The 18,350-nt window shown below is 68.3% G+C and carries 14 protein-coding genes and 1 pseudogene; 5 read left to right on the top strand and 10 right to left on the bottom strand.

All coding sequences use genetic code 11. The features are described from left to right. From KDK95_RS29245 to KDK95_RS38830, 3 genes and pseudogenes are all read right to left on the bottom strand, one after another. Positions 1-507 (bottom strand): ImuA'/RecA-like NTPase (locus tag KDK95_RS29245; RefSeq protein WP_504799662.1); only part of this gene is annotated, 507 nt, incomplete at its 3' end. Positions 508-750: 243 nt separating this feature from the next. After that, positions 751-1,143 (bottom strand): hypothetical protein, encoded by a 393-nt coding sequence (locus KDK95_RS29240; RefSeq protein ID WP_212521549.1) that lies wholly within the window; start codon positions 1,141-1,143, stop codon positions 751-753. A gap of 26 nt (positions 1,144-1,169) precedes the next feature. Then, positions 1,170-2,009: pseudogene (locus KDK95_RS38830) on the bottom strand (winged helix-turn-helix domain-containing protein). A 291-nt stretch (positions 2,010-2,300) separates the two neighbouring features. Here KDK95_RS38830 and KDK95_RS29225 point away from each other — a divergent pair. Then, positions 2,301-3,470 carry a Shedu anti-phage system protein SduA domain-containing protein gene (locus tag KDK95_RS29225; RefSeq protein ID WP_212521546.1) on the top strand — a complete coding sequence of 390 codons (1,170 nt, stop codon included), beginning with the start codon at positions 2,301-2,303 and terminating at the stop codon, positions 3,468-3,470. Between the two features lie 165 nt (positions 3,471-3,635). Here KDK95_RS29225 and KDK95_RS29220 read toward each other — a convergent pair whose 3' ends face one another. Then, positions 3,636-4,718, bottom strand: a complete 1,083-nt coding sequence (locus KDK95_RS29220; RefSeq protein ID WP_372463403.1) for an IS110 family RNA-guided transposase — start codon at positions 4,716-4,718, stop codon at positions 3,636-3,638. A gap of 247 nt (positions 4,719-4,965) precedes the next feature. On the opposite strand from KDK95_RS29220, the gene KDK95_RS29215 reads away from it, so the two are divergent. Then, positions 4,966-6,198, top strand: a complete 1,233-nt coding sequence (locus KDK95_RS29215; RefSeq protein ID WP_212521544.1) for an IS256 family transposase — start codon at positions 4,966-4,968, stop codon at positions 6,196-6,198. 202 nt (positions 6,199-6,400) lie between these two features. Here KDK95_RS29215 and KDK95_RS29210 read toward each other — a convergent pair whose 3' ends face one another. After that, positions 6,401-7,252 carry a hypothetical protein gene (locus KDK95_RS29210; RefSeq protein WP_212521543.1) on the bottom strand — a complete coding sequence of 284 codons (852 nt, stop codon included), beginning with the start codon at positions 7,250-7,252 and terminating at the stop codon, positions 6,401-6,403. Between the two features lie 155 nt (positions 7,253-7,407). Beyond that, positions 7,408-8,418 (bottom strand): ATP-dependent DNA ligase, encoded by a 1,011-nt coding sequence (locus KDK95_RS29205; protein ID WP_212521542.1) that lies wholly within the window; start codon positions 8,416-8,418, stop codon positions 7,408-7,410. Positions 8,419-8,626: 208 nt separating this feature from the next. Between KDK95_RS29205 and KDK95_RS29200 the strand changes: the two genes are divergently transcribed. Together KDK95_RS29200 and serS are read left to right on the top strand one after the other, a co-directional pair. Then, a complete protein-coding gene (locus tag KDK95_RS29200) occupies positions 8,627-9,082 on the top strand; it encodes an SPFH domain-containing protein (protein WP_212521541.1) in 456 nt (151 codons plus the stop codon). 335 nt (positions 9,083-9,417) lie between these two features. Next, entirely contained in the window at positions 9,418-10,695 is a 1,278-nt protein-coding gene (serS, locus tag KDK95_RS29195) for a serine--tRNA ligase (protein WP_212521540.1), read from the top strand. 129 nt (positions 10,696-10,824) lie between these two features. Here the strand turns inward: serS and KDK95_RS29190 are convergent, their stop codons facing one another. Together KDK95_RS29190 and KDK95_RS29185 are read right to left on the bottom strand one after the other, a co-directional pair. Beyond that, on the bottom strand, positions 10,825-11,316 hold the full coding sequence (locus tag KDK95_RS29190) for a hypothetical protein (RefSeq protein ID WP_212521539.1): 492 nt from the start codon (positions 11,314-11,316) through the stop codon (positions 10,825-10,827). Between the two features lie 87 nt (positions 11,317-11,403). Beyond that, positions 11,404-12,330, bottom strand: coding sequence for a helix-turn-helix domain-containing protein (locus KDK95_RS29185; protein ID WP_212521538.1), 927 nt, complete (start codon positions 12,328-12,330; stop codon positions 11,404-11,406). Positions 12,331-12,678: 348 nt separating this feature from the next. Here KDK95_RS29185 and KDK95_RS29180 point away from each other — a divergent pair, with 348 nt between their 5' ends. Next, positions 12,679-12,873 (top strand): hypothetical protein, encoded by a 195-nt coding sequence (locus tag KDK95_RS29180; RefSeq protein ID WP_212521537.1) that lies wholly within the window; start codon positions 12,679-12,681, stop codon positions 12,871-12,873. Positions 12,874-12,952: 79 nt separating this feature from the next. Here the strand turns inward: KDK95_RS29180 and KDK95_RS29175 are convergent, their stop codons facing one another. Both KDK95_RS29175 and KDK95_RS29170 read right to left on the bottom strand, forming a co-directional pair. Further along, the gene (locus KDK95_RS29175; RefSeq protein WP_212521536.1) at positions 12,953-16,738 is read right to left on the bottom strand and encodes a DUF4365 domain-containing protein; all 3,786 of its coding nucleotides are present in this window, start codon (positions 16,736-16,738) and stop codon (positions 12,953-12,955) included. Positions 16,739-17,234: 496 nt separating this feature from the next. Further along, positions 17,235-18,350 (bottom strand): AfsR/SARP family transcriptional regulator (locus tag KDK95_RS29170; RefSeq protein ID WP_212521535.1); only part of this gene is annotated, 1,116 nt, incomplete at its 5' end.

The following is an 18,350-nucleotide window of genomic DNA, read 5'->3' as shown; positions in this document are numbered from 1 at the left end:
GCACGGACGCACCAGCACCAGATCGACCCCGTCGGCCGGCGCCGCGACCACCTCAGGCCACGCCTCGCCCGGCGACGCCACCACCAGCAGCCGATCCAGCGCAGCGCCCCGATCTCCAGCGCCTGCCCCCGCGGCCAGGTCGGCCAACGCCAGCCCGCCGAGCTCCGGCACCCCCACCACCGCGCACCACAACCCCGAAGCCAGCGCCCCGGCCAGCAGCGCGAGCGCGAGATAGTCACACATCCCACCACGTGCCTGCACCGAGACCGCATCGCCGCGCCGTATCCCGTCCGGCAGCAGCCCCGCCAGCGGCTCGAGCACAGGAATCGCCTCCTGCCCCAGGCCACGAGCCCCAGACCCTACGCTCTCGGCCAGCGGCGCCGCGCCGAGCACGGAACGCAGCCCGTCCTCCCGGGTAACCGGCAGCCGCTCAAGCGCCGCCGCGAGCGCCGCCCGTCGCCCGACGAGATCAGCCGGACCTTCGAACAAATGAGCGAGGCCGTCCACCCGCCCATACTCGCGCCGGATCCGGCAAAAATCAAACACTAGACTTACCTGACACGCCCTCAGCCCTCGAACGCGTGGCTGCTGCTGTGCCGAGCCACGATAGGTGGCACCTCGATCCCCACAGCTCGACTGGCTCAGGCCGCCGCCTATAGCTGGGTGTCGCAGGGCCGGTCACGCGCCTATGGCCGGTCTTGCGGGTGCGTTGCGCCGTGTAACTGGCCAAATTGGTTCGACTATTGACCTTCAAAGCGCGATGTCGCTGGAAATCGAGTCGGCTGTAGCGCGCTGGCGGTGGGCCTGGGCGAGCCAGGCCCATCCGTCGAGGTGCGCGAACGCGCGGTCGGTTGTTGGCCACGCGGAGGCGGTGAGGGCGTCGATGAACGCGCGGACCACGCCTGGCTCGTTGAGGTTCAGCGATCGTCCGGCGTCGTCGCGGACGACGCCGGATGCCGAGGTGCCGCCGTCGGGTATCGCGTGTCCCGGCTTGGGGTGGAAGTGCAGCGCCCTTCCGCTCGAGGATGCGACGCGGCGGATGCTGAGGATCTCGTCGCATCCGTCGTCGTGGCGGTGCCGGACGCGCCAGAGGTAGGTGTGCTCCCCGGCCGCGAGCGCGCGGTACGTGCGGTTGCGCGACATGGCGGCATGCTACTGGCCGGCGCACGTCACGGCGGCTGGATATTCAGGACGAGTCCGGTGCCGGCAAGACAGCCGTCGATCAGGCCGGGTTGGTGCTGGATGACGCGTAGGCGTTGGCGTATGGCCTGTTCGAGGTCGGTGAGGTCGGCGAAGGCGATGTTCGCCAGGGCGCGCCGGAGCAGCGACCAGATGCCCTCGGTCGGGTTGAGATCGGATGCGTAGGCCGGAAGTTGGTTGACGGTCAACCAGGCGTGATCGGCGATGAACTTCTTCATCGCGGCGCACACGTGGGTGTTGAGGTTGTCCCAGATCATGAGGATCGGGCCGCCGAACTGGTGGTGGGCGGCGATCAGCAGGTCGCGGTAGTCGTGCCAGGCGAAGCTATCTTCCGCCGCAGGCCAGGTCTCCTTCACCCACGCCGCGATGGCGTGCTCGTCGCGTTCGACCGCACGACGCGCAGGAGTCTGGTAGCTCTAGCCTTGCCGGTGCAGCAGCGCGGCCGCGACCCTGGGGGTGTGGCTCTTGTGGAACCGGCGGCCGATCACGGTCTTGATGCGGGCGAGCGTCCAGGTCTGATCGGGAAAGCCGTGCACCTCGGGGCCCTTGTTCAACTCCGCCTCCAACTTCGCGAACAACGCGTCGCTGAGCACGGGCAGGGATGCCGGACCCTTCGAGACCAGCCCGCCCTCGCCGACCTCGGACCAGGCCTTACGCCAGCGCTGGACCGAGCGCATGTGGACACGTAGATCCTTCGCGATCAGCGCGTTGTCCTGCCCGAGGGCGAACCGATCGGCCGCCTCCATCCGCAGGCGCTCGCGCACCTCCCGCGGCTGCGCGGTCAAGCCACCGCCTTGTGGGTACCTCACGAGAACGGCTTACCGCACAACTGACGACACATCAGCCGCTCGCGACATCACGCTTTGAAGGTCAGTAGTTGGCCCACCGCTCAGTCCAGAATCCGACCGGTACACCATCCGCCAACTATGCTGAACGGGGTTGAAGACCTTCCGCTGCACGTCGGCGATGCGTCCCGGGTCAGCGGCCACGCCCTTGTCCAAACCGATAGCGGCGAGTTTCGCGAGAGTGTATCGACCGTCGGCCACGTCGGCTGCCAGGGGTCTGAGCGCACCGCGACCTCGCGGGCGTAGCCTTGGAGCGTGTCGGATTCACCCGTGCCCCAGGGATACTTCGCCAACATCGCCACAGCAGACGACGACCCGGATCGGCCCAAGTCGATCATGTGGGAGCAGTACTCCGAGCAGGTCAGGGCACAGTGGGCCGTGCTGCTGGATACCAACCCCGAAGAACGCGAGATACAGCGCTTTCTCGAACTGCATCCAGCGATGATCCCGGGAGGCAGCGGCGATATCGGCCCCGGTGGACACCACGGATCGGATCTGATGGCAGTCTTCCGTGAGCCAGTAATAACCGGTCGCGGTCGCGCGTTCGAGCCTGACTTTATGTGGGTGACCAGGTCGTCCGGGCTGATCACGCCCATCCTGATCGAGATAGAGAAACCTTCTAAGCGCTGGTTCTTGAGGAACGGCAGGCCGTCAGCTGAATTCACCCAGGCCCACGATCAACTCAACGACTGGCGCTCATGGTTCTCGCGCGACGGGAACGCCGCGCTTTTCCGAGACAAGTACCTGTTCCTTGAGCGCAAGTACATGAATCGTCCGCTCAAGCCGCAATTCGTTTTGATCTACGGACGCGAATCAGAGTTTGAGTACGAAGGGGGGCATGCAAACCCGGACGATCTGCGCTACAAGCGGGACCTGCAACGCGGTCCGGACGAGGCATTCATGACCTTCGATGCATTGCGGCCTCGCTACGACCAGAGCAATTCGATGACCCTGACGATGACCGTCGAAGGGCCGGAAGTGTTCGCATTCTCCCCGACCTACGGGACTGGCCCGGACGTTGGCGAGGGAGCGCTTATTTTGGGCGATCCCAGCGAAGCCTTGAAACGCTCGGAGATGATGACCGAGGAGCGGCGCGCTTACTTGGCCAGCCGCTGGATGTACTGGAAACAGCACGAAGCCGACAGGAGAGCCCAGTCCCTCGCCGGACGGGGACGTGCTTGGCGGCCGGGCGTCGAGTACTCCGAGCGCTCGGCGGCTCGGCGACCTCTCGGGTCGACCGCACGGAACGACAAGCCGATGCCAACAAGCAGGCAACTCCCCGCTGGTGCCAGGTCCAGACGCTGCAAGAGGCGTGGCGCAGCGGCGTCCGGACTTGTTTTCCGGGCGCCGCTGCGTTTGCTGGGGCCGGTCGGCGTGTGGGGCAGGTGGCGCGCGTGTCGGTTCTCGACGCGTGGTCCAGACTGATATTCGCGGGTTGGTTACCGCAGGGCGGAGTGTTCGGCGGGAGCGGGTCCGCTTGTCTAGCATCGAGCGTCGCGGCCTCGGCCGCTGCTCATAGTTGAATCGCGGATCGCTCCTCACGCTGCCGCCACCGGCGGTCGCCGACCGGCCGGTCTGTGCACCACCTCGTTAGTCGGGCAGGGTCGCCAGCGACCAGCACCAACCGGCTAGTTCGCGGGCGATGGCGACGTCCGCTACGACGGGTCGCTTGTGGTGTTCGGTGAAGGTCAGCCACCGTTGGTGCAGGCGCTGGTTGCCGGCGTGGCCGCGGGCGCGGGCGGCTGCTGGGGCGAGCTCCCAACGACGGCGCAGGGTGACGCCGGGCCGGTAGCCGGGGCGGTGGTGCCAGGCGGCCTCGACCAGCAGCCGCCTGGCGTGGGTGTTGCCGGTCTTGGTTATCGAACCCTGAGATCGGCTTTCGCCGCTGGAGGACTCCGAGGGCACCAGTCCGAGATACGCCCCGATCGAGGACCCGGTAAACCGCTGCCAGTCGCCGATCTCCACCGCGAGGCCGAGCGCGGTGAGGGTGTCGATCCCGCGCAGGCAGCCGAGCCTGGTGACCACCGGATGCCAGGCCGGGTCCAAGGCCAGTGACCCGATCGCCCGATCGAGCCGGGCGCGGCGATCCTCGGCCATGACCACCGCCTCGTAGGCCGCATCGTACGCGGCCTGCACCGCGACGGACTCGAAGCGCTGCGCGGCAAGCCACGCGTGATGCCGCCCGGTCCAGGTGCGCCCGTCGCTGTAGAGGATTCCACGACGCAGCAGCAGCTTGCTGATCCGGTGCCGGGCGCGCATCAGATCCCCGCGCACATCCTCCCGGGCGCGGATCAGGTCCCGGGCGGCCTCCTCGACGACCGGCGGCACCCGTACGCCGGTGAACTCGTCCAGGCGCAACAACCTCGCCAGGTGCGTCGCGTCACGCATATCGGTCTTGACCCGGTCCCCGGCCGGCCGCTGCAACTTCGAGGGCGCGACCACCTCGCACCGCACGCCCGCCGCACGCAACGTCCTGGCCAGGGCGAACCCGGTCGGACCCGCCTCGTAAGCCACCGCGACCGGAGCGGGCAGCCGCCCGAGCCAGCCAAGGATCTCGGCGTGCTCGGGAGTAAGACGCGACCGGGTCAACTCCCCGGTCACCGTGTCGATCGCACACGCCACCACGCTGCGGGCGTGCACATCCAACCCAACGCTCGTACGCTCAGAAAACACCGGGGCCTCCCGCAAATGTAGGCACTACCGGCCAGGCTGCGCCCGACCGGCAACCCACGACAACTTGCGAGCGAGGCCCCGGCCCTGCAAACCCGGCTGACCTACATACCGTCTAGCGTGGCCAGGCACAGCTTGCGTCCAGGGACGTGGTGTACGGGGTAGCTCTGATGGGCGTATCGCGGATACGTGAGGCGGCCATCGGGTGATCCTTCGAGATGGATTGATGATCTTGAAGGAGGAGTACTCGATGACCGCTTTGACCAGTGTGCCTGCCGGTGACGAGTTCGAGCGGCAACTCGCCGCGGCCGATCCGGACATGCTCCGGTTGATGGTGAAGTCCTTCGCCGAGGCGTTGATGTCGGCGGAGGCGGACGCGGCCTGCGGGGCCGGGTACGGGCAGGTCAGCCCGGAGCGGACGAACTCGCGCAACGGGTATCGCACCCGCGGCTGGGACACGCGGGTGGGCAGTATCGAGCTGGCGATCCCGAAGCTGCGGGCCGGCTCGTACTTTCCCGACTGGCTGCTCGAGCGCAGGCGTCGTGCGGAGCAGGCGCTGATGAGTGTGGTGGCCACCGCCTACCTGCTCGGGGTCTCCACGCGCCGGGTCGAGCGCCTGGCCGCGGAACTCGGGGTGACTCAACTGTCGAAATCGCAGGTCTCGGCGATGGCCAAGCACCTCGACGAGCAGGTCGCGGCCTTCCGCAACCGGCCGCTGGACGCCGGCCCGTACCCGGTCGTCTGGGTCGACGCCCTGACCCAGAAGGTGCGCGAGAACGGCCGGGTCGTCAACGTCCACGCCCTGGTCGCGGTCGGGGTCAACGGCGACGGCACGCGCGAGATCCTGGGCATCGACGTCGCCTCGGCCGAGGACGGCGCCGGCTGGCTCGCGTTCCTGCGCTCGCTCACGGCCCGGGGACTTTCCGGGGTGCAACTGGTGATCTCGGACGCGCACCGCGGCCTGGTCGAGGCGGTCGGCGCCGCACTGCCGGGAGCGGCGTGGCAAAGGTGCCGCGCGCACTACTCTCGCAACTTGGCCAATCAGGTCCCGAGGTCCGCCCAGCCGTGGGTGGCAACCCTGCTGCGCACCGTGTTCGAACAGCCCGACGCCGAGGCCGTACACGCCCAGGCCCAGCAGGTGATCTCGACGCTCGAGACGAAGTTCCCCAAGGCAGCAGCCCACCTCGACGAGGCCCGCGCCGACCTGCTGGCGTTCACCGCGTTCCCGCACGAGATCTGGCGCCAGATCTGGTCGAACAATCCCCAGGAACGGCTGAACAAGGAGATCCGCCGCCGCACCGACGTGGTCGGCATCTTCCCCGACCGCAACTCCCTGATCCGCCTGGTCGGCGCGGTACTGGCCGAGCAGAACGACGAATGGGCCGAATCCCGCCGCTACATGGGACTGGAGATCCTCGCTAAACTCCGGCGCACAGGCCAGGAACCCGAGCCGGCCACCGAACCGGCCGCCCTGATCGCCTAACGAACAACAGGATCACCCGGTGGCCACCCATACACCACCACCGCGGACGTGACCCAGGCACAGGCTGCTGTCACTGAGCCCGATACCTGGCCAGTTGACGGCTGCGTGGGCCGAAATGGTGCCGGGGCAGGTCGAAGGCTCGGCACGCGGTAGCGGCGGGCCGCCATCGTGAACGGTGGTTAGCCCACGCTGGCGTTGCGAGTCACACATCGGTGAAGTACGAAGCCACGGCACGTTCAGCGAGATTGTTCCAAAGCTGCCCGGCGGCTTGTGCAACCAGTGTCAAGTCAGCCGGAAGCTGCATGTCGGAGTATGCGGTTTTGAGCAGGAGTGAGCACGCGAGGAAGGTGTCTCGGTAGTTGCCCCAGAACCTCCCGAATGCTTCCGGGACGAAAACCGGGCCGTTACTGGCCCACATATCCGCATTGGTATGGCCTGGGCTGCCATGGGCGAAGTGACACAGTTCGCGGTATAGCTGACGGATGACACCACCCTTCCCATACATGGTTCCCGGCGGAAGCGAGGATCCGAGTACGCTCGTGGATGAGTGCCGCTCAAGGTTGTCTACAGAGTTTGCGAATTTTAGCTCGATGCTGCCGTCTCGCCACTTCTCGTACTGCTCCTCCTTGCCACGAACGATGCAGTTGGCAGCGTGAGTCATGACTTCCAAGGCATTGCGCAATCCGCCGGTTGCTTGCTGGTACCAGCCGTGTGCGACGACGAACGGCGCTGCCTTGAGTGCATCGTAAGCATCGAGATAAGCAGCGAACACCAACGGGGGATCCACGCCGTCCACAGGCGTGATCACGTCCAGCCACATCGACGATATGTTCTGCATCTCCCGAAACTTTGTGCCGAAATGATCAGTCGTACGCAGTAGTACATCAGTCGGCAGGTCCATCAAGTTCTCCCAGACCTCTGGTTCGATGAGGTCGGTGGGGTCGTCGGTGCCGTCGCCGGGTTCGACGTATGCGAATGCTTCGTCGCTGAGATTGACCCTCTTTTCCCGGAACTGCCCATGGATCAATGGCGCGCTGAACTCGGCTCGTGGCATCGGCTTCCTCAGTTCGAAACAAAACTCTCTACGTGACATGTACTGCCCCTCGCTCGCGCCGCTACGCGGAAAACGCGCCGTCCGAGGGACTTCAGGAGCGGGCCAGTTGTACTCCAATTGGCCAGATAGCAGCTCAGTCACAGCTGCTGCCGAGATCACCTGCCGGTGCGGTCGCGTCCGGCTAATGCCCGCGGGGTGTCGGCGGGGGCGAGGTCGGGGCGAATCCTGTCGAAGTGCACGAGATGCCGATAAGCGCCGCGTGGATCTTGAGCGAGGTCGCCGGTGAACTCGGCCACCACCTCGGGTCTCACCAGCGTGATCTCTTCAGGATTCGGCGGGTTCCAGCGCGGCGAGGGCTTGCGCGGGTGCCACGGGTGGGTCTCGTCGGCGGGCGTGAGCACGGCCGCGAACTCGACGGCGGTCCTGCGCTCAAGCTGCGTGGTACGCGCGACGTACCGCAGACGGCCGTGACTGTCGAGACGGCCGAGCAGCAGAGAGGTCGGGCGCGCGGGCGTTCCGGTGACCGCGCCGATGATACCTTCCGCGCTCTCGTGCAGGCGGTAGCGCCGCCATGCGCGCGCGCCGGGGCGGTAGGCCTGCGAGGGATTCTTCATCACGATGCCCTCGGTGCCGTACCTGCCGGGCCATTCGGTGAGCCATTCCGCGACGGTGTCCCGGTCGGTGCTCGCCGGGCACAGCTCCCACGGCTCGCCCAGCTTGAGTACCTCGAACGTGCGTTCCAAGAGTGCGCGCCGGTCGCGGTAGGGCTGGTCGACGAGCGAGAGATCGCCGAGGTGAAGAAGATCGAACACGACCATCTGAGCGGGATGCTCCTTCGCCAGGCGTCGAGCGGTGGCGGGCTTAGCGCCGATCCGGGCCTCCAAACGCTCGAACGCGAGCTTCCCGGCTTCCCTAATCACAAGTTCTCCGTCTAGGAGAACATCGCCGATCCGGGCGGGCAGCGCGGCGGCGGCTTCCGCGATCTCCGGGAATCCGGTCGTCAGGTCGGTGCCCTTGCGCGAGCGGATCAGAACCCGCCCGTCATGCCAGCGGGCGATCATCCCGCGGAAACCGTCGTACTTAGGTTCGACCACGAAGCCGGCCGGTACCGCTGTCGTGTTCTTGGCGGCGGTGAGCATCGGCTTCGGTGGCACCTGCATGGCCATGCTCGACACTTAACACTCGAGTGTCGCGTGCGCACGCCGAGCTGGCCGGCCACGGGCGGATTGGACGGCCCACCAGGATCGGCGCCCCCACGCTGGAGGATCCAGGCACGAGTGCGACCGGGATGGGTCGGGCGCACACGGGTGCGCCCGTCGCTCAGATGGAGCGTCCCGATCGCCGCCTCCAGCCCGCGCCCCTAGGGTCGGGAGGGTGACGACGAAGGCGGCGAGCGCGCCGACCAGCCGGAGCGCCGCGCGGCGTGCCGCCGACGCGATGGCCAAGCGCGCCGAGGAGTTCGCCGCGCGCGAGAAGGCCCTTGAGCGACTCGTCACGGCCTTCCACGCGGCGGATGAGAAGGCGGCGAAGGTCCGGGCCGGCGCGCAGGGCAAGGCGGCGAAACTGCTCGCCGATGCCGAGCAGAAGGCCGCGCAGCTGCGGGAGAAGGCTGAGGCCGAGGCTGCAGGGTTCGACGCCCAGGCCGAGGCCCTGGTCCGCGAGATCCTCGATGCAGGAGAGTCCCCCGAGTCAACCGCACAGCTCACCGGCTGGACCCTCGCCCGGGTACGCCAAGCCCAGCGCGCCAAGCAGGACGCCCCCGCGAAGCGGTCCGCCGCCCCTGCTCGGTCACCGGCAGCGACGGCGACCGACGCGCACGGCGAAAACTGATGGCCCTGGGCGCGCCCCCGCCCCTAACCTGGTGCCTTATCGCACCGCGGGAACAAGTAGGCCGGAAGCGTGTGAGCCGAGAGAGGCGCCGGAAGCTGGGAAGGCGCTCTCACCGCTCCGGGCGAATCCACTCCCTGCGCGCGGACGAGCGAGGGCACGGCGACAGCCGATCCTTTTGGTCCGCCGGTTGCCCCGACCGCCGATACGGGGTGTTGAACGAGGCCGCCCGTTTCGGGTGGCGAAGGCGCGGTGGCACCGCGAGCACCCCGCTCGCCCGCGCCCCCAAGGGGATCACACCGGCCCCTGCGGTGGGCCGGACGGACACGGGAGAACTCGTGCTCGACCCTGCATTGATCAGAACTGAGACACCGTATGTGCGCGAGCGGCTGGCCGCACGCGGCATCCAACCCGACTTCGAGGCCTACCTCGCCGACGACGCTGGGCTGCATGAGACGCGCGCCGAAGTCGAGCAACTGCGCGCCGAACGAAAGACCATCGCCCGCGCCGTCGCCGCCCTCGACCCCGATGATCCCGCCGCCGGACGACTACGCGCGGACGGGACCGCGGTGGCCGAACGCCTCACGGCGCTGACCGCGCGCCAGGCGCGGCTGGAGACGGCGTGCCGAGCGTTCCTCGACGCCCTGCCGAACCTGCCGGATCCCGACGTGCCTGCCGGGGGCAAGGAGGCGAACCGTGTGCTGCGCACGGCCGGCGACCCACCGGTCCTTCCCGAGGGCGCGCTCGATCACGTCACCCTCGCCACCCGCCTGGGCCTGGTCGACTACGAGCGCGGCGTACGCATCGCCGGCACAGGGTTCTGGGCGTATCGCGGATCCGGGGCCAGGCTGGAGTGGGCGCTGCTCAACTACTTCCTCGACGCGCACATCGCGGCCGGGTACGAGTTCGTGCTGCCGCCGCACCTGGCCACCGTCGAAAGCGTCTACACCGCCGGGCAGTACCCGAAGTTCGCCGACGACCTCTACCCGGTGGGCACCGACGGTCGGGAGCAGGAGGTGTTCCTGCTCCCGACCGCGGAGACGGCGCTGGCGAACCTGCACCGCGGTGAGATCCTCGCCGCAGAGGACCTGCCGCTCCAGTATGTCGCCTACACCCCGTGCTACCGGCAGGAGGCCGGCGGGTATCGCACCGCGGAGCGCGGCACGCTGCGCGGGCACCAGTTCAACAAGGTCGAGCTGTTCTGCTATACGACCCCTGAGAACTCCGACGCACTGCACGAGGCGCTGATCGCCCGAGCCGAGGCGCTGGTGGCCGGGTTCGGACTGCACTACCGGGTCACCCAGCTCGCCGCAGGCGACACCTCGGCCGCCATGGCCCGCACCGTCGACATCGAGGTCTACCTGCCGAGCCTCAAACGGTATGTGGAGGTCTCCTCGGTCTCCAACGCCCGCGACTACCAGGCCCGGCGCGGAGGCGTGCGCTACCGCACAGGACGCGGCAAGCCGCGGCTCGTGCACACCCTGAACGGATCGGGCCTGGCCACCAGCCGCCTGCTGCCGGCGATCTGCGAACAGTTCCAGCAGGCCGACGGCACCGTCGCGGTGCCCGAGGTACTGCGCCGGTGGACCGGTACCGACACGTTGCGCATGCCGTGACCCGCTAACGCCGTCAGCGCGGTTCATGTGGAGCGCGCCGGGGCCCGGCCCGATGGACGGAGTGCGGGCGGGCGGAAACCGATAGGCTTTCGGTTTCCGCCCGCCCCGCGGGTGGCGGCGACGGTCCGCTCACGGAGGCGTGATCAGAGATTCGAGCCACCAGTTGGTGTCGTAGTCACGAGGCTTCATCCAGCAGGCCGGGCCGAGCACAGACCCGCCCGGCGTCCGTGCGATCACGGTGACGCGGTGGACGAACAGGTGGCCGCCAGGCCACACGGCGGTGGTGGCAACCGCCTCGCGCCGATCGTCGACATCGCCCGCGCGCGGCAGATCGTCGGGCGCGAAGCGCTCGAACACCGACAGCGGCTTCGAGACATAGCCCAGCCAGCACTCGACGGTGTACGCGGCCGCGACCGCCGCGATCCGCTTCGCATGGCGGCGAAGTCCCGCGCTGCCGTCCGCGTTCGGGATGCCGCCGGGCATCACGATCACCTCAGCAGTGTGGTCGGGGGTGAGCAGGAGTAGCTGCGGGACGGTGATCCCTATCTCGACGTGGGATATTTCGCCTGCGTGGTGCAGGAGTGTGCAGGCCTGCTCGAGCAGGGAACGGGTGAGGGTCATTGGACCGGCCTTCCGCGGTCGATTCCGCACGCCCGCACGGCACGCCCCGTGGGGTGCGGTGGCGTGCCGTGCGGGTGTCGGACGGGGTTACTTCGCCGCCTTGGCGAGGAAACGGAACTTGCGCGGCTTCTCGCAGGTCATCTGCGCATCACCTGTCTTGGCCAGGGCGTCGAAGTTGTTCGCGATCGCGCCACTGGACTTGCCCAGCGCCTTGGCGACCTGCGGGGCGGTGAAATCCTCGTCCGGATGCGCCTTCAGGTGCTCGAACACCATCGCGCGCAGCTCGCCCTTGCCCAGGCGTACCGTCGCTCTGGTCTCGCTCGGCGCGGCGGCGTCCGCGTTTCCGCTGTCCGCAACGCTGGTCGCGCTCCCGGGACCCGGCGCGCTGTCCGCGTCCGGCTCGGGTCTGTCAGCTGTGGCGTCGTGCGCCTGCCTCTGCGGCCCGTGCGCGGGATCTGTCGCGGGGCCATCGACGGCAGGATCCGGGTTCGCGTCGGGCTCGGGCCCCGGGTGGGCGTCGGAATCCGGCGGCGTGGCCGGGTCCTGGCAGCCGGATGCGGCGCCGGGTCTGGATTCCTCGTTCGTCTGCGCCGAGAGCCCGCCGTTGCCATCATCGTCGTTCGCGTCCGCGGTGTCGGCCGCGCCCTCGGGGTCGCTGTTCATCGTGGGCGCCGGGTCGTCGACGTCCGTCGGCGACGGGATGCCGGACGACGGGGTCTCCGGTTGGGACTTGGGGGTGTGGTCCGCGGGTCGGTTTCCCGCGTCGTCAGGCTCGAACTGGTCGGTCGTCGCGGTGAACCACAGGTCGGGCGAACTGTGGTCGGCGCTACGGTCCGGACGTTCGCGCCGGGCAAGGCCCATGCCCTCGAGCGTGGTCAGGACGCGGGCGGCGGTGGAACGGCCGAGGTTGGCGCGCTTGGACAGTTCAGTCACGCTCGCTCCGCGGTCGGCGGACAACGCGGCGAGCATCGCGTTCATCGACGGGGTCATGGTGGTGGATTCAGTTTCGGGCATGGCTCATCCCTGGTCAGGAGGGTGATTTCGGGTGGTCATGCCCCGGCCGGGGCGCGCCCGGCGGATCCGGGCACTTCCGTCCGCTCGGCACGTGCTAGCGGGTGCGTCGTCGCGGGGCGGTGTACAGATACAGCCATCGTTGCCCTGATGAAGTCAAGCGATTCACCCTGACAATGGCATATGTGCAGGTCAGAAAGCCCGTGTCGACGGACGACAGTTGGCGGAAAAGGCGGGCGACAGCTGGCAGAAAATGCCCCGATTGGCGTGCATCCTGGCCGGGTTGTGGACTTGGGTCTGGCTTGGGCACGGGCCGCCCGGGTGTCCGAGCCCGCGGCTATGGTTGCGCGCATGATGGACGGCGGCGGTGTTGCCGTGAGTGTGGGCCAAGTGCTTGACGTGCTCGGCGGCACGGTGCTGCTCTTGCCCGAATCCACCCTCGATGCCGTTACCTGCGAGGCGCTTGCGGCATTCATTGCGGCGGCCGAACGCACGACCGGGGCCATCATTTTCATGGTGCCTGACGAGTACCTGACCGATTTCTAGTACCCCTCACCGAGTGAGTGTTCTCCATCCTGAATGCTGGTCGGCGGGCTGGTCCGGTGCAGGTGGAGTGTGCGGGTGGCTACTCTGTGCCGGTTTCGTGGAGCCGCAGGGCGTGATCGACGATCTGGACAGCTGTTGTGCGCGAGCGGCGGACAGGAGCGACGGGGTCCGTGAGCGCGTTAACCAGCATCTCCCGTAGCGTGATGATCGGGTCTGCGCTGTGCTGGGCCGCGATGGCGCGGATGATCGGCACGACGATGTCGGCAGCCTCGCGGGTGACCGTGGTGCACTGGGTCAGGATGACTGCGGCGGTCAGGGCGGTTGCGGACGCCGTGTCGGCGAATGCGGCGGCGGCCCCGGTGGCGATGGCCGAGGTGAGTGGTGCGAGGCTTGATGGGTCGCGCCAATAGGCGGGCGTGACGATGCCGGCGACGGTTGCGGCAAAGTCACGGGTATGGACCTGCCAATAGGTCGGGCGCGCGAGGTTGATCAGGACGGGTCCGCTGGTGGCGTCTCCGGCGTTCAAGGCGTTGCGGATCAACCCGGCAACGTCAGGTAGGTCGACGGCGTGGTGCGCGAAAAGTAGAGCCAGTGCCATGCCGCGGTCGGGGAGGACGTCGCGCTGAGTCCCGAGGGTTTCCAGCAGCGCGAGGCTGCCGAAGGCGGGCACGCCGTAGGTTCGAGCCTGGGCGCGGATTGAGGCGTCGTCGCTGTAGAGCGCGATACCGCGTTCGACGGCGAGGGCGATAGGGGCGAGCCACGGCCAGGGGCCGTTGATGTCCCGCGGGGCTTTCGCGCCGAGGGCGCTGAGGTCGAGTTGATGCGTGACGGTGCAGTCCTGGGTAGCGGAGTGGACGGCGGTGACGTGGCGGCGCATGCGCCGCAGCGTTTCAGCAGGCGTGTTCGCCGGGATGGATCTGAGGGTCGACAAGTCAGTGCGGTAATAGTCGACGTTCCCACCGAGCGCGCGCGCAGTCAGGTGGCTCATGAAGATGTCGTGCGCAGCGCGCTCCGCTAACAGGACACTGCCGAACTCAGGGTGGATGTTCACCCACTGATCAAGCAGCGCTGCGCTGACGAACAAGGCGGTGGTCTCGATGCTGACCGGCTCGCCGAGGCTCGCGTCGGCAGCCGAAAGCTCGCCTCGGTAGATGTCCGGGTCGGGATCGGCGATCGGCAGGATCCGGGCTCGGCGTTCGGCGACGGCCAGCAGATACGGCGTACCGGCGACAATGCTGGCCGCGCCGACCGGCAGTTTTCCCTCCCAGATCGCGGCGTCGGCGAGGGTTTGGCGCGCATAGTCCGGCAAGGCCCGATTAGTGAGTTCCTGCTCGCTGAGCATGCCGCTGCCCTGTCCTGGTGCCTCGGCTGCGGCGCGCCTCTGAAAGTGGGCATTCCAGGCCTCGGTGATCTTTTCGTGCAAGGACGGCGGGATCGCGATCCGGTCCAGGTCGTCGGACGAGGTACCAGCACCAGGGCTCTCGCTCTCCGCCGATCCCGCGTGGGTGACCGTGCTGTCCGGCTCGCACGTTTGCACCAGGGTGAACAGAATCCGGCCGACCAGCATTTCAGGGAAGGCTCCATGCTCAGCCAGCTCGAACGCGCGCACGATGTCCTGTTGTGTCCAGCCATGCAAGCGGTGCAGATCAAGCCAGATCTCGGCTTCGAACGCCTCGCGGATCTCTGGTGCGAACTCCTCGAAGGTGGCGAGAGCGCGGGCGGTGTGGCCGCGGTTGAACTGCTGGGTGATGAGCATCAACACGTACCCGCGCTTCAGTTCCTGGAGATCGTCGCTCGCGGTCTCCGGAAGGGAGAGCTGGTCGACCTTGCCATCGTGCAGGTCGTCGAGCAGCGCGATCACTTCTTCCAGCCCGTCACGGCTTAGGCGTTCGGCTGCGGCCCAGTCTCGGCGCTGCTCGTGGAGTGCGAGGAGTCGGCTGCGCACATGGTGGCGCAGCGAGTAGGGCTGACCAGAGCGGGAGAGAAATCCTGCCGCACGTGTTAGGAGCTGCTCGGTGCGGCCCTCGGCGCCAGCCAGAACGTCGAGGGCCTGCAGGTCGTGGCGCGAGCCTCCGAACTGCGATGAGGCCGCGTCGCATACCGCGATCGCGTCGTCGATCTTGTCGTCGGCGGCCAGCAGTGCGACGTAGCGTTCCGCGGCCAGGGCATTGGTGGCCAGGTGCCTGCGCAGCAAGACCTGAGCCTGCCGCGTCTCACCGCGCGCGGTGAGCGCGCGGGCATGGATGAGGTCGTACATTCCCGGGCGCAGCTGCTGGTCGTCGCGTAGCCGCTCCAACTCGCCCAGCGGCCAGCATCCCAGGTCTGCGAGCTCCCCGAGGATCATCAGCTGGGTGCCGGTATCCGCGGTGGCCGCCAGCGCGTCGCGCCAGCGCGATTCTTGCCCCTCGCTGCCCTCGGCCCGCGCGCGCACGGCCGCCAGCATCGTCCTCGCTTCGTGATCGTCGCTGGCCTCGACGATGGCGGCGAACGGTTCTGCCCGCTCCGGACGACCTTGCTCGTAGGCGACCCTCGCGACGTGCATCGCGAGTTTCGGCGAGGCTGCCTCCGCATCGGTTGCCTCGCCGTCCGGTTGCGCGCGGGAGACGCGGAACGCACGATCGACGTCTTCGGCGAGCAGCAGCGCCGACTGCAGCAGATAGGCGGCGGGGACGCTATCGCCGAGCCAGCGGCGTTTCCCGGCGCGCACACTGGAGGCGAGGTTGGCCGCGCGCCTGTAGTCGGACATCAGCCGGGCCGCGGGAGTTCCCTCGGGTCGGCGAAGCAGGATCTCGGCGAGCGCGAGTTGCTGGTTGGTGTTGTCCGGGGCAAGCCGTAACGCCTTCTCGTGATGCTCTAGTGAGAGGTTCAGATCGCCGGCGCGCTGCGCCTGGTCGGCCAGGAAGCGTTGGATCGCCGGGTCGCGCTCGGTCTCGTCGGCAGAGGCCAGCACGATGTCGGGCAGCGGCACCGGCGCGACGTTAAGGCCGTGGTCGAGGATGGCCAGGCCGATCGGTCCCAGGAGGCGTCCGCCCGGCGTCGCGGAAGCCTCGGTCAGTAGCTCGCGTGCCCGGTCTGGGTCGGTGGGGGACAACATCGACCCGGCGAACGCGGTCCATCGGCCACGCTGTTCGGGCTCGGCCGTCGCGTCGATGCGGATGAAGCAGTCGATTGCGCCGATCCGGTCTTCGTATTCGACGGCGTACTGGCCGAGGATCAGCCAGGCTGTGTGCGGCCAGGTCTCCGGCGCCTGCGCGGCCAAGTCTTGGACGGTGCGCGCCGGCGTGGTGCGCCCGTTGACGAGGGCACGTGCCAGGCGGCGGGCGAGGCTGGGCGCCTCGCGGTCCAGTGCGCTCAGGAGCGCTGCGCACGACGGGGGCAGTTGGAGGAGGAACTCCTGCAGGCCGTTTGCGCCGGCACGCTCCGCGAGCGCGGCCAGCGCGTCCGCGCTGTCGGCGTCGATCCGCTGGTTGTTCGGCACGAGGATCTTGAAGCCCTTGCCGGTGTCCGACACGGTCTGTGAGGTGATGTGCTGCCAGTAGCCGACTTCCCGGTCGATGTCGTAGAGCACGAGGATCACCGGAAGCGGATAGTTGAGCCAGTAGTCCAAGTGCTCCAGATCCATCCGGAACACCCACCCCGAGCCGTCGGCCGCGGGCTCTTTGAAGGCCGACGGGCCGGACTTGACTTGGACGCCGAGGAGCCGGGCGGTGGCATCGCCGTCGCCCGCGCCGACCTCGATCTGCATATCGATACCGACATCGGGATTGCCCTGGCGGCGTGCACACCAGCCCAAGCGCTCCATGACGAGCTTGGCGACGCCGTTTTCCCCGGACTCGCCGGTCAATGCGGTGGCGAAATTTGGCACGCGCTCACGCTACGCGAACCCGCCGACACATAGCTGGGGATCGTCCAACGCAGGGGTAGCGCCGGCCTGGCTTGCGAGGCGCGTGCGACGTTCATTGCGGCGGCTAAGCGCGCGACCGGGTCATCATTTTCGTCGGGCGGGACGAGGGCCTGAACGACTATCAGAGCCTTTCACCGGAGGAGGATCCTGCGTGATGGGGCGGCTTCCAGCCCTGAGTGGGAGTCCGTCGTTGTGTGGGGGAGCCGCGGCTCAGGTATGGGATATGTGCGATAAGCGGAATGTCCGGCCCGACGCCGGGGGGGATAGCGTCGGACCGGACGAACGCCGACCCGTTCGGATGGGGGGGGGTATCCGGTGCGGGCAGCGCCTGCCGACATGCGGCATCGAGACCACATTAATGCCTGCACCGTCCCGGCCGCCATGATCCGATCAGCACACGCATTCAGGTCGACCCAGGGGGTCCCGGCGGACGGTAGCCAGTCCTCGGACGGCGGGCTTACGCGGCGCGGCGTGCGGCGGGTCGGGTGTGCTCGCCGATTGGCTGTCGACCCCGTGCGCGGGCGATGATCGCCATGGTTTCGGGGGCCGGGGCGAGTCCGTCCGCGTTCAGGCGGGTCAGGAGCAGTTCGCAGGTGGCTGTCGCGTCAGCGTGGTGGCGAAGCCGTGTCTGGAGCGTGATGATCTGCCGGTAGACCTCTTCGTTGTCGTCGATTTCCAGGGCGCGCTCCCACCAGGTCAGGGCCGTTTCCGGATCGTCGGCGCGGTCGGCGAGTTGGGCGAGGAGGGTGGCGGTGGCCAGGGCGTCGCGGCGGGTCTTGGTGCGCGGCGCGATCATCCACTCCTCTTCCTCGCCGGCGAGCAGTTCACCGTCGTAGAGGTCGAGGGCGGCGATCGCCGCTGCGCGGCGCTCGCCGGCGTCGCGGGTTTGGGCTGCCAGGGTGCGCAGTGCGGTGAAGGTCGCGAGGTCGGTGGCGACGGTCTGTTCGTTGAACGCGTAGCGGCGGTTGACCTGGGTGATGTACCGGTTCGGGTTGCCGGCTGAGTCGCCGCAGCGTGCTCGCAGGGTTTTGCGCAGGTCGTAGATCGCGTTCTTGACGGTCACACGCAGTACCGCGTCGTCGTGGTCGGGCCAGAGCACGGCGAGGTCGTCGAGGTGCTGGCCGTATCGTCCGGCGATGGCGATTTTTATCGCGGCGCGCCAGGCGTCGCCGCGTAGCCGGGCGTCGATGCTGCCGGTCGGGGTGGTGATGGCCCGGACGCCGAGCACCTTGATGCGCACGGGGTGTGCGGCGTAGTCGTCCGTGATCGCTGCGATCCGGTCGGGACCGGCTGGGGCCACGAGCAGCAGCGGCCCGGCCGCGGCGTGTGCACCCGCTGTGCCGGCCTTGACCGGATGCCCGTGTGCTTTGCCTCGGTTGGAGGTGGGGTTGCTCGCCTCCCGGTGATCAGGTGCCGTGGTCGGCTCGGCGGCCGTGTCTTCGGCGGCGTCGTCGTGCTCTGGCGCTTCGCTGTCGAGGCCCGAAACGCTGATGGTGCCGGTCTCCTCCGCTTGCGCTGCTGAGCCGGTGACTGCTTCGGGAGCGGTGGTGGGGGGCTCGGGGTTGGTTTCCGG

The organism is Actinospica acidithermotolerans (assembly GCF_018139625.1).
Classification (GTDB): domain Bacteria; phylum Actinomycetota; class Actinomycetes; order Streptomycetales; family Catenulisporaceae; genus Actinospica; species Actinospica acidithermotolerans.
Note: the sequence above shows the minus strand (reverse complement) of the source record. Positions and strands in the feature narration are given on the sequence as shown.

Coding starts and splice junctions, on each gene's coding strand:
- KDK95_RS29240 (WP_212521549.1), bottom strand. CDS start 1,143: ATGTCGCGCAACCGCACGTACCGCGCGCTCGCGGCCGGGGAGCACACC.
- KDK95_RS29215 (WP_212521544.1), top strand. CDS start 4,966: ATGACCGCTTTGACCAGTGTGCCTGCCGGTGACGAGTTCGAGCGGCAA.
- KDK95_RS29210 (WP_212521543.1), bottom strand. CDS start 7,252: ATGCCACGAGCCGAGTTCAGCGCGCCATTGATCCATGGGCAGTTCCGG.
- KDK95_RS29205 (WP_212521542.1), bottom strand. CDS start 8,418: ATGGCCATGCAGGTGCCACCGAAGCCGATGCTCACCGCCGCCAAGAAC.
- KDK95_RS29190 (WP_212521539.1), bottom strand. CDS start 11,316: ATGACCCTCACCCGTTCCCTGCTCGAGCAGGCCTGCACACTCCTGCAC.
- KDK95_RS29185 (WP_212521538.1), bottom strand. CDS start 12,330: ATGCCCGAAACTGAATCCACCACCATGACCCCGTCGATGAACGCGATG.
- KDK95_RS29180 (WP_212521537.1), top strand. CDS start 12,679: ATGATGGACGGCGGCGGTGTTGCCGTGAGTGTGGGCCAAGTGCTTGAC.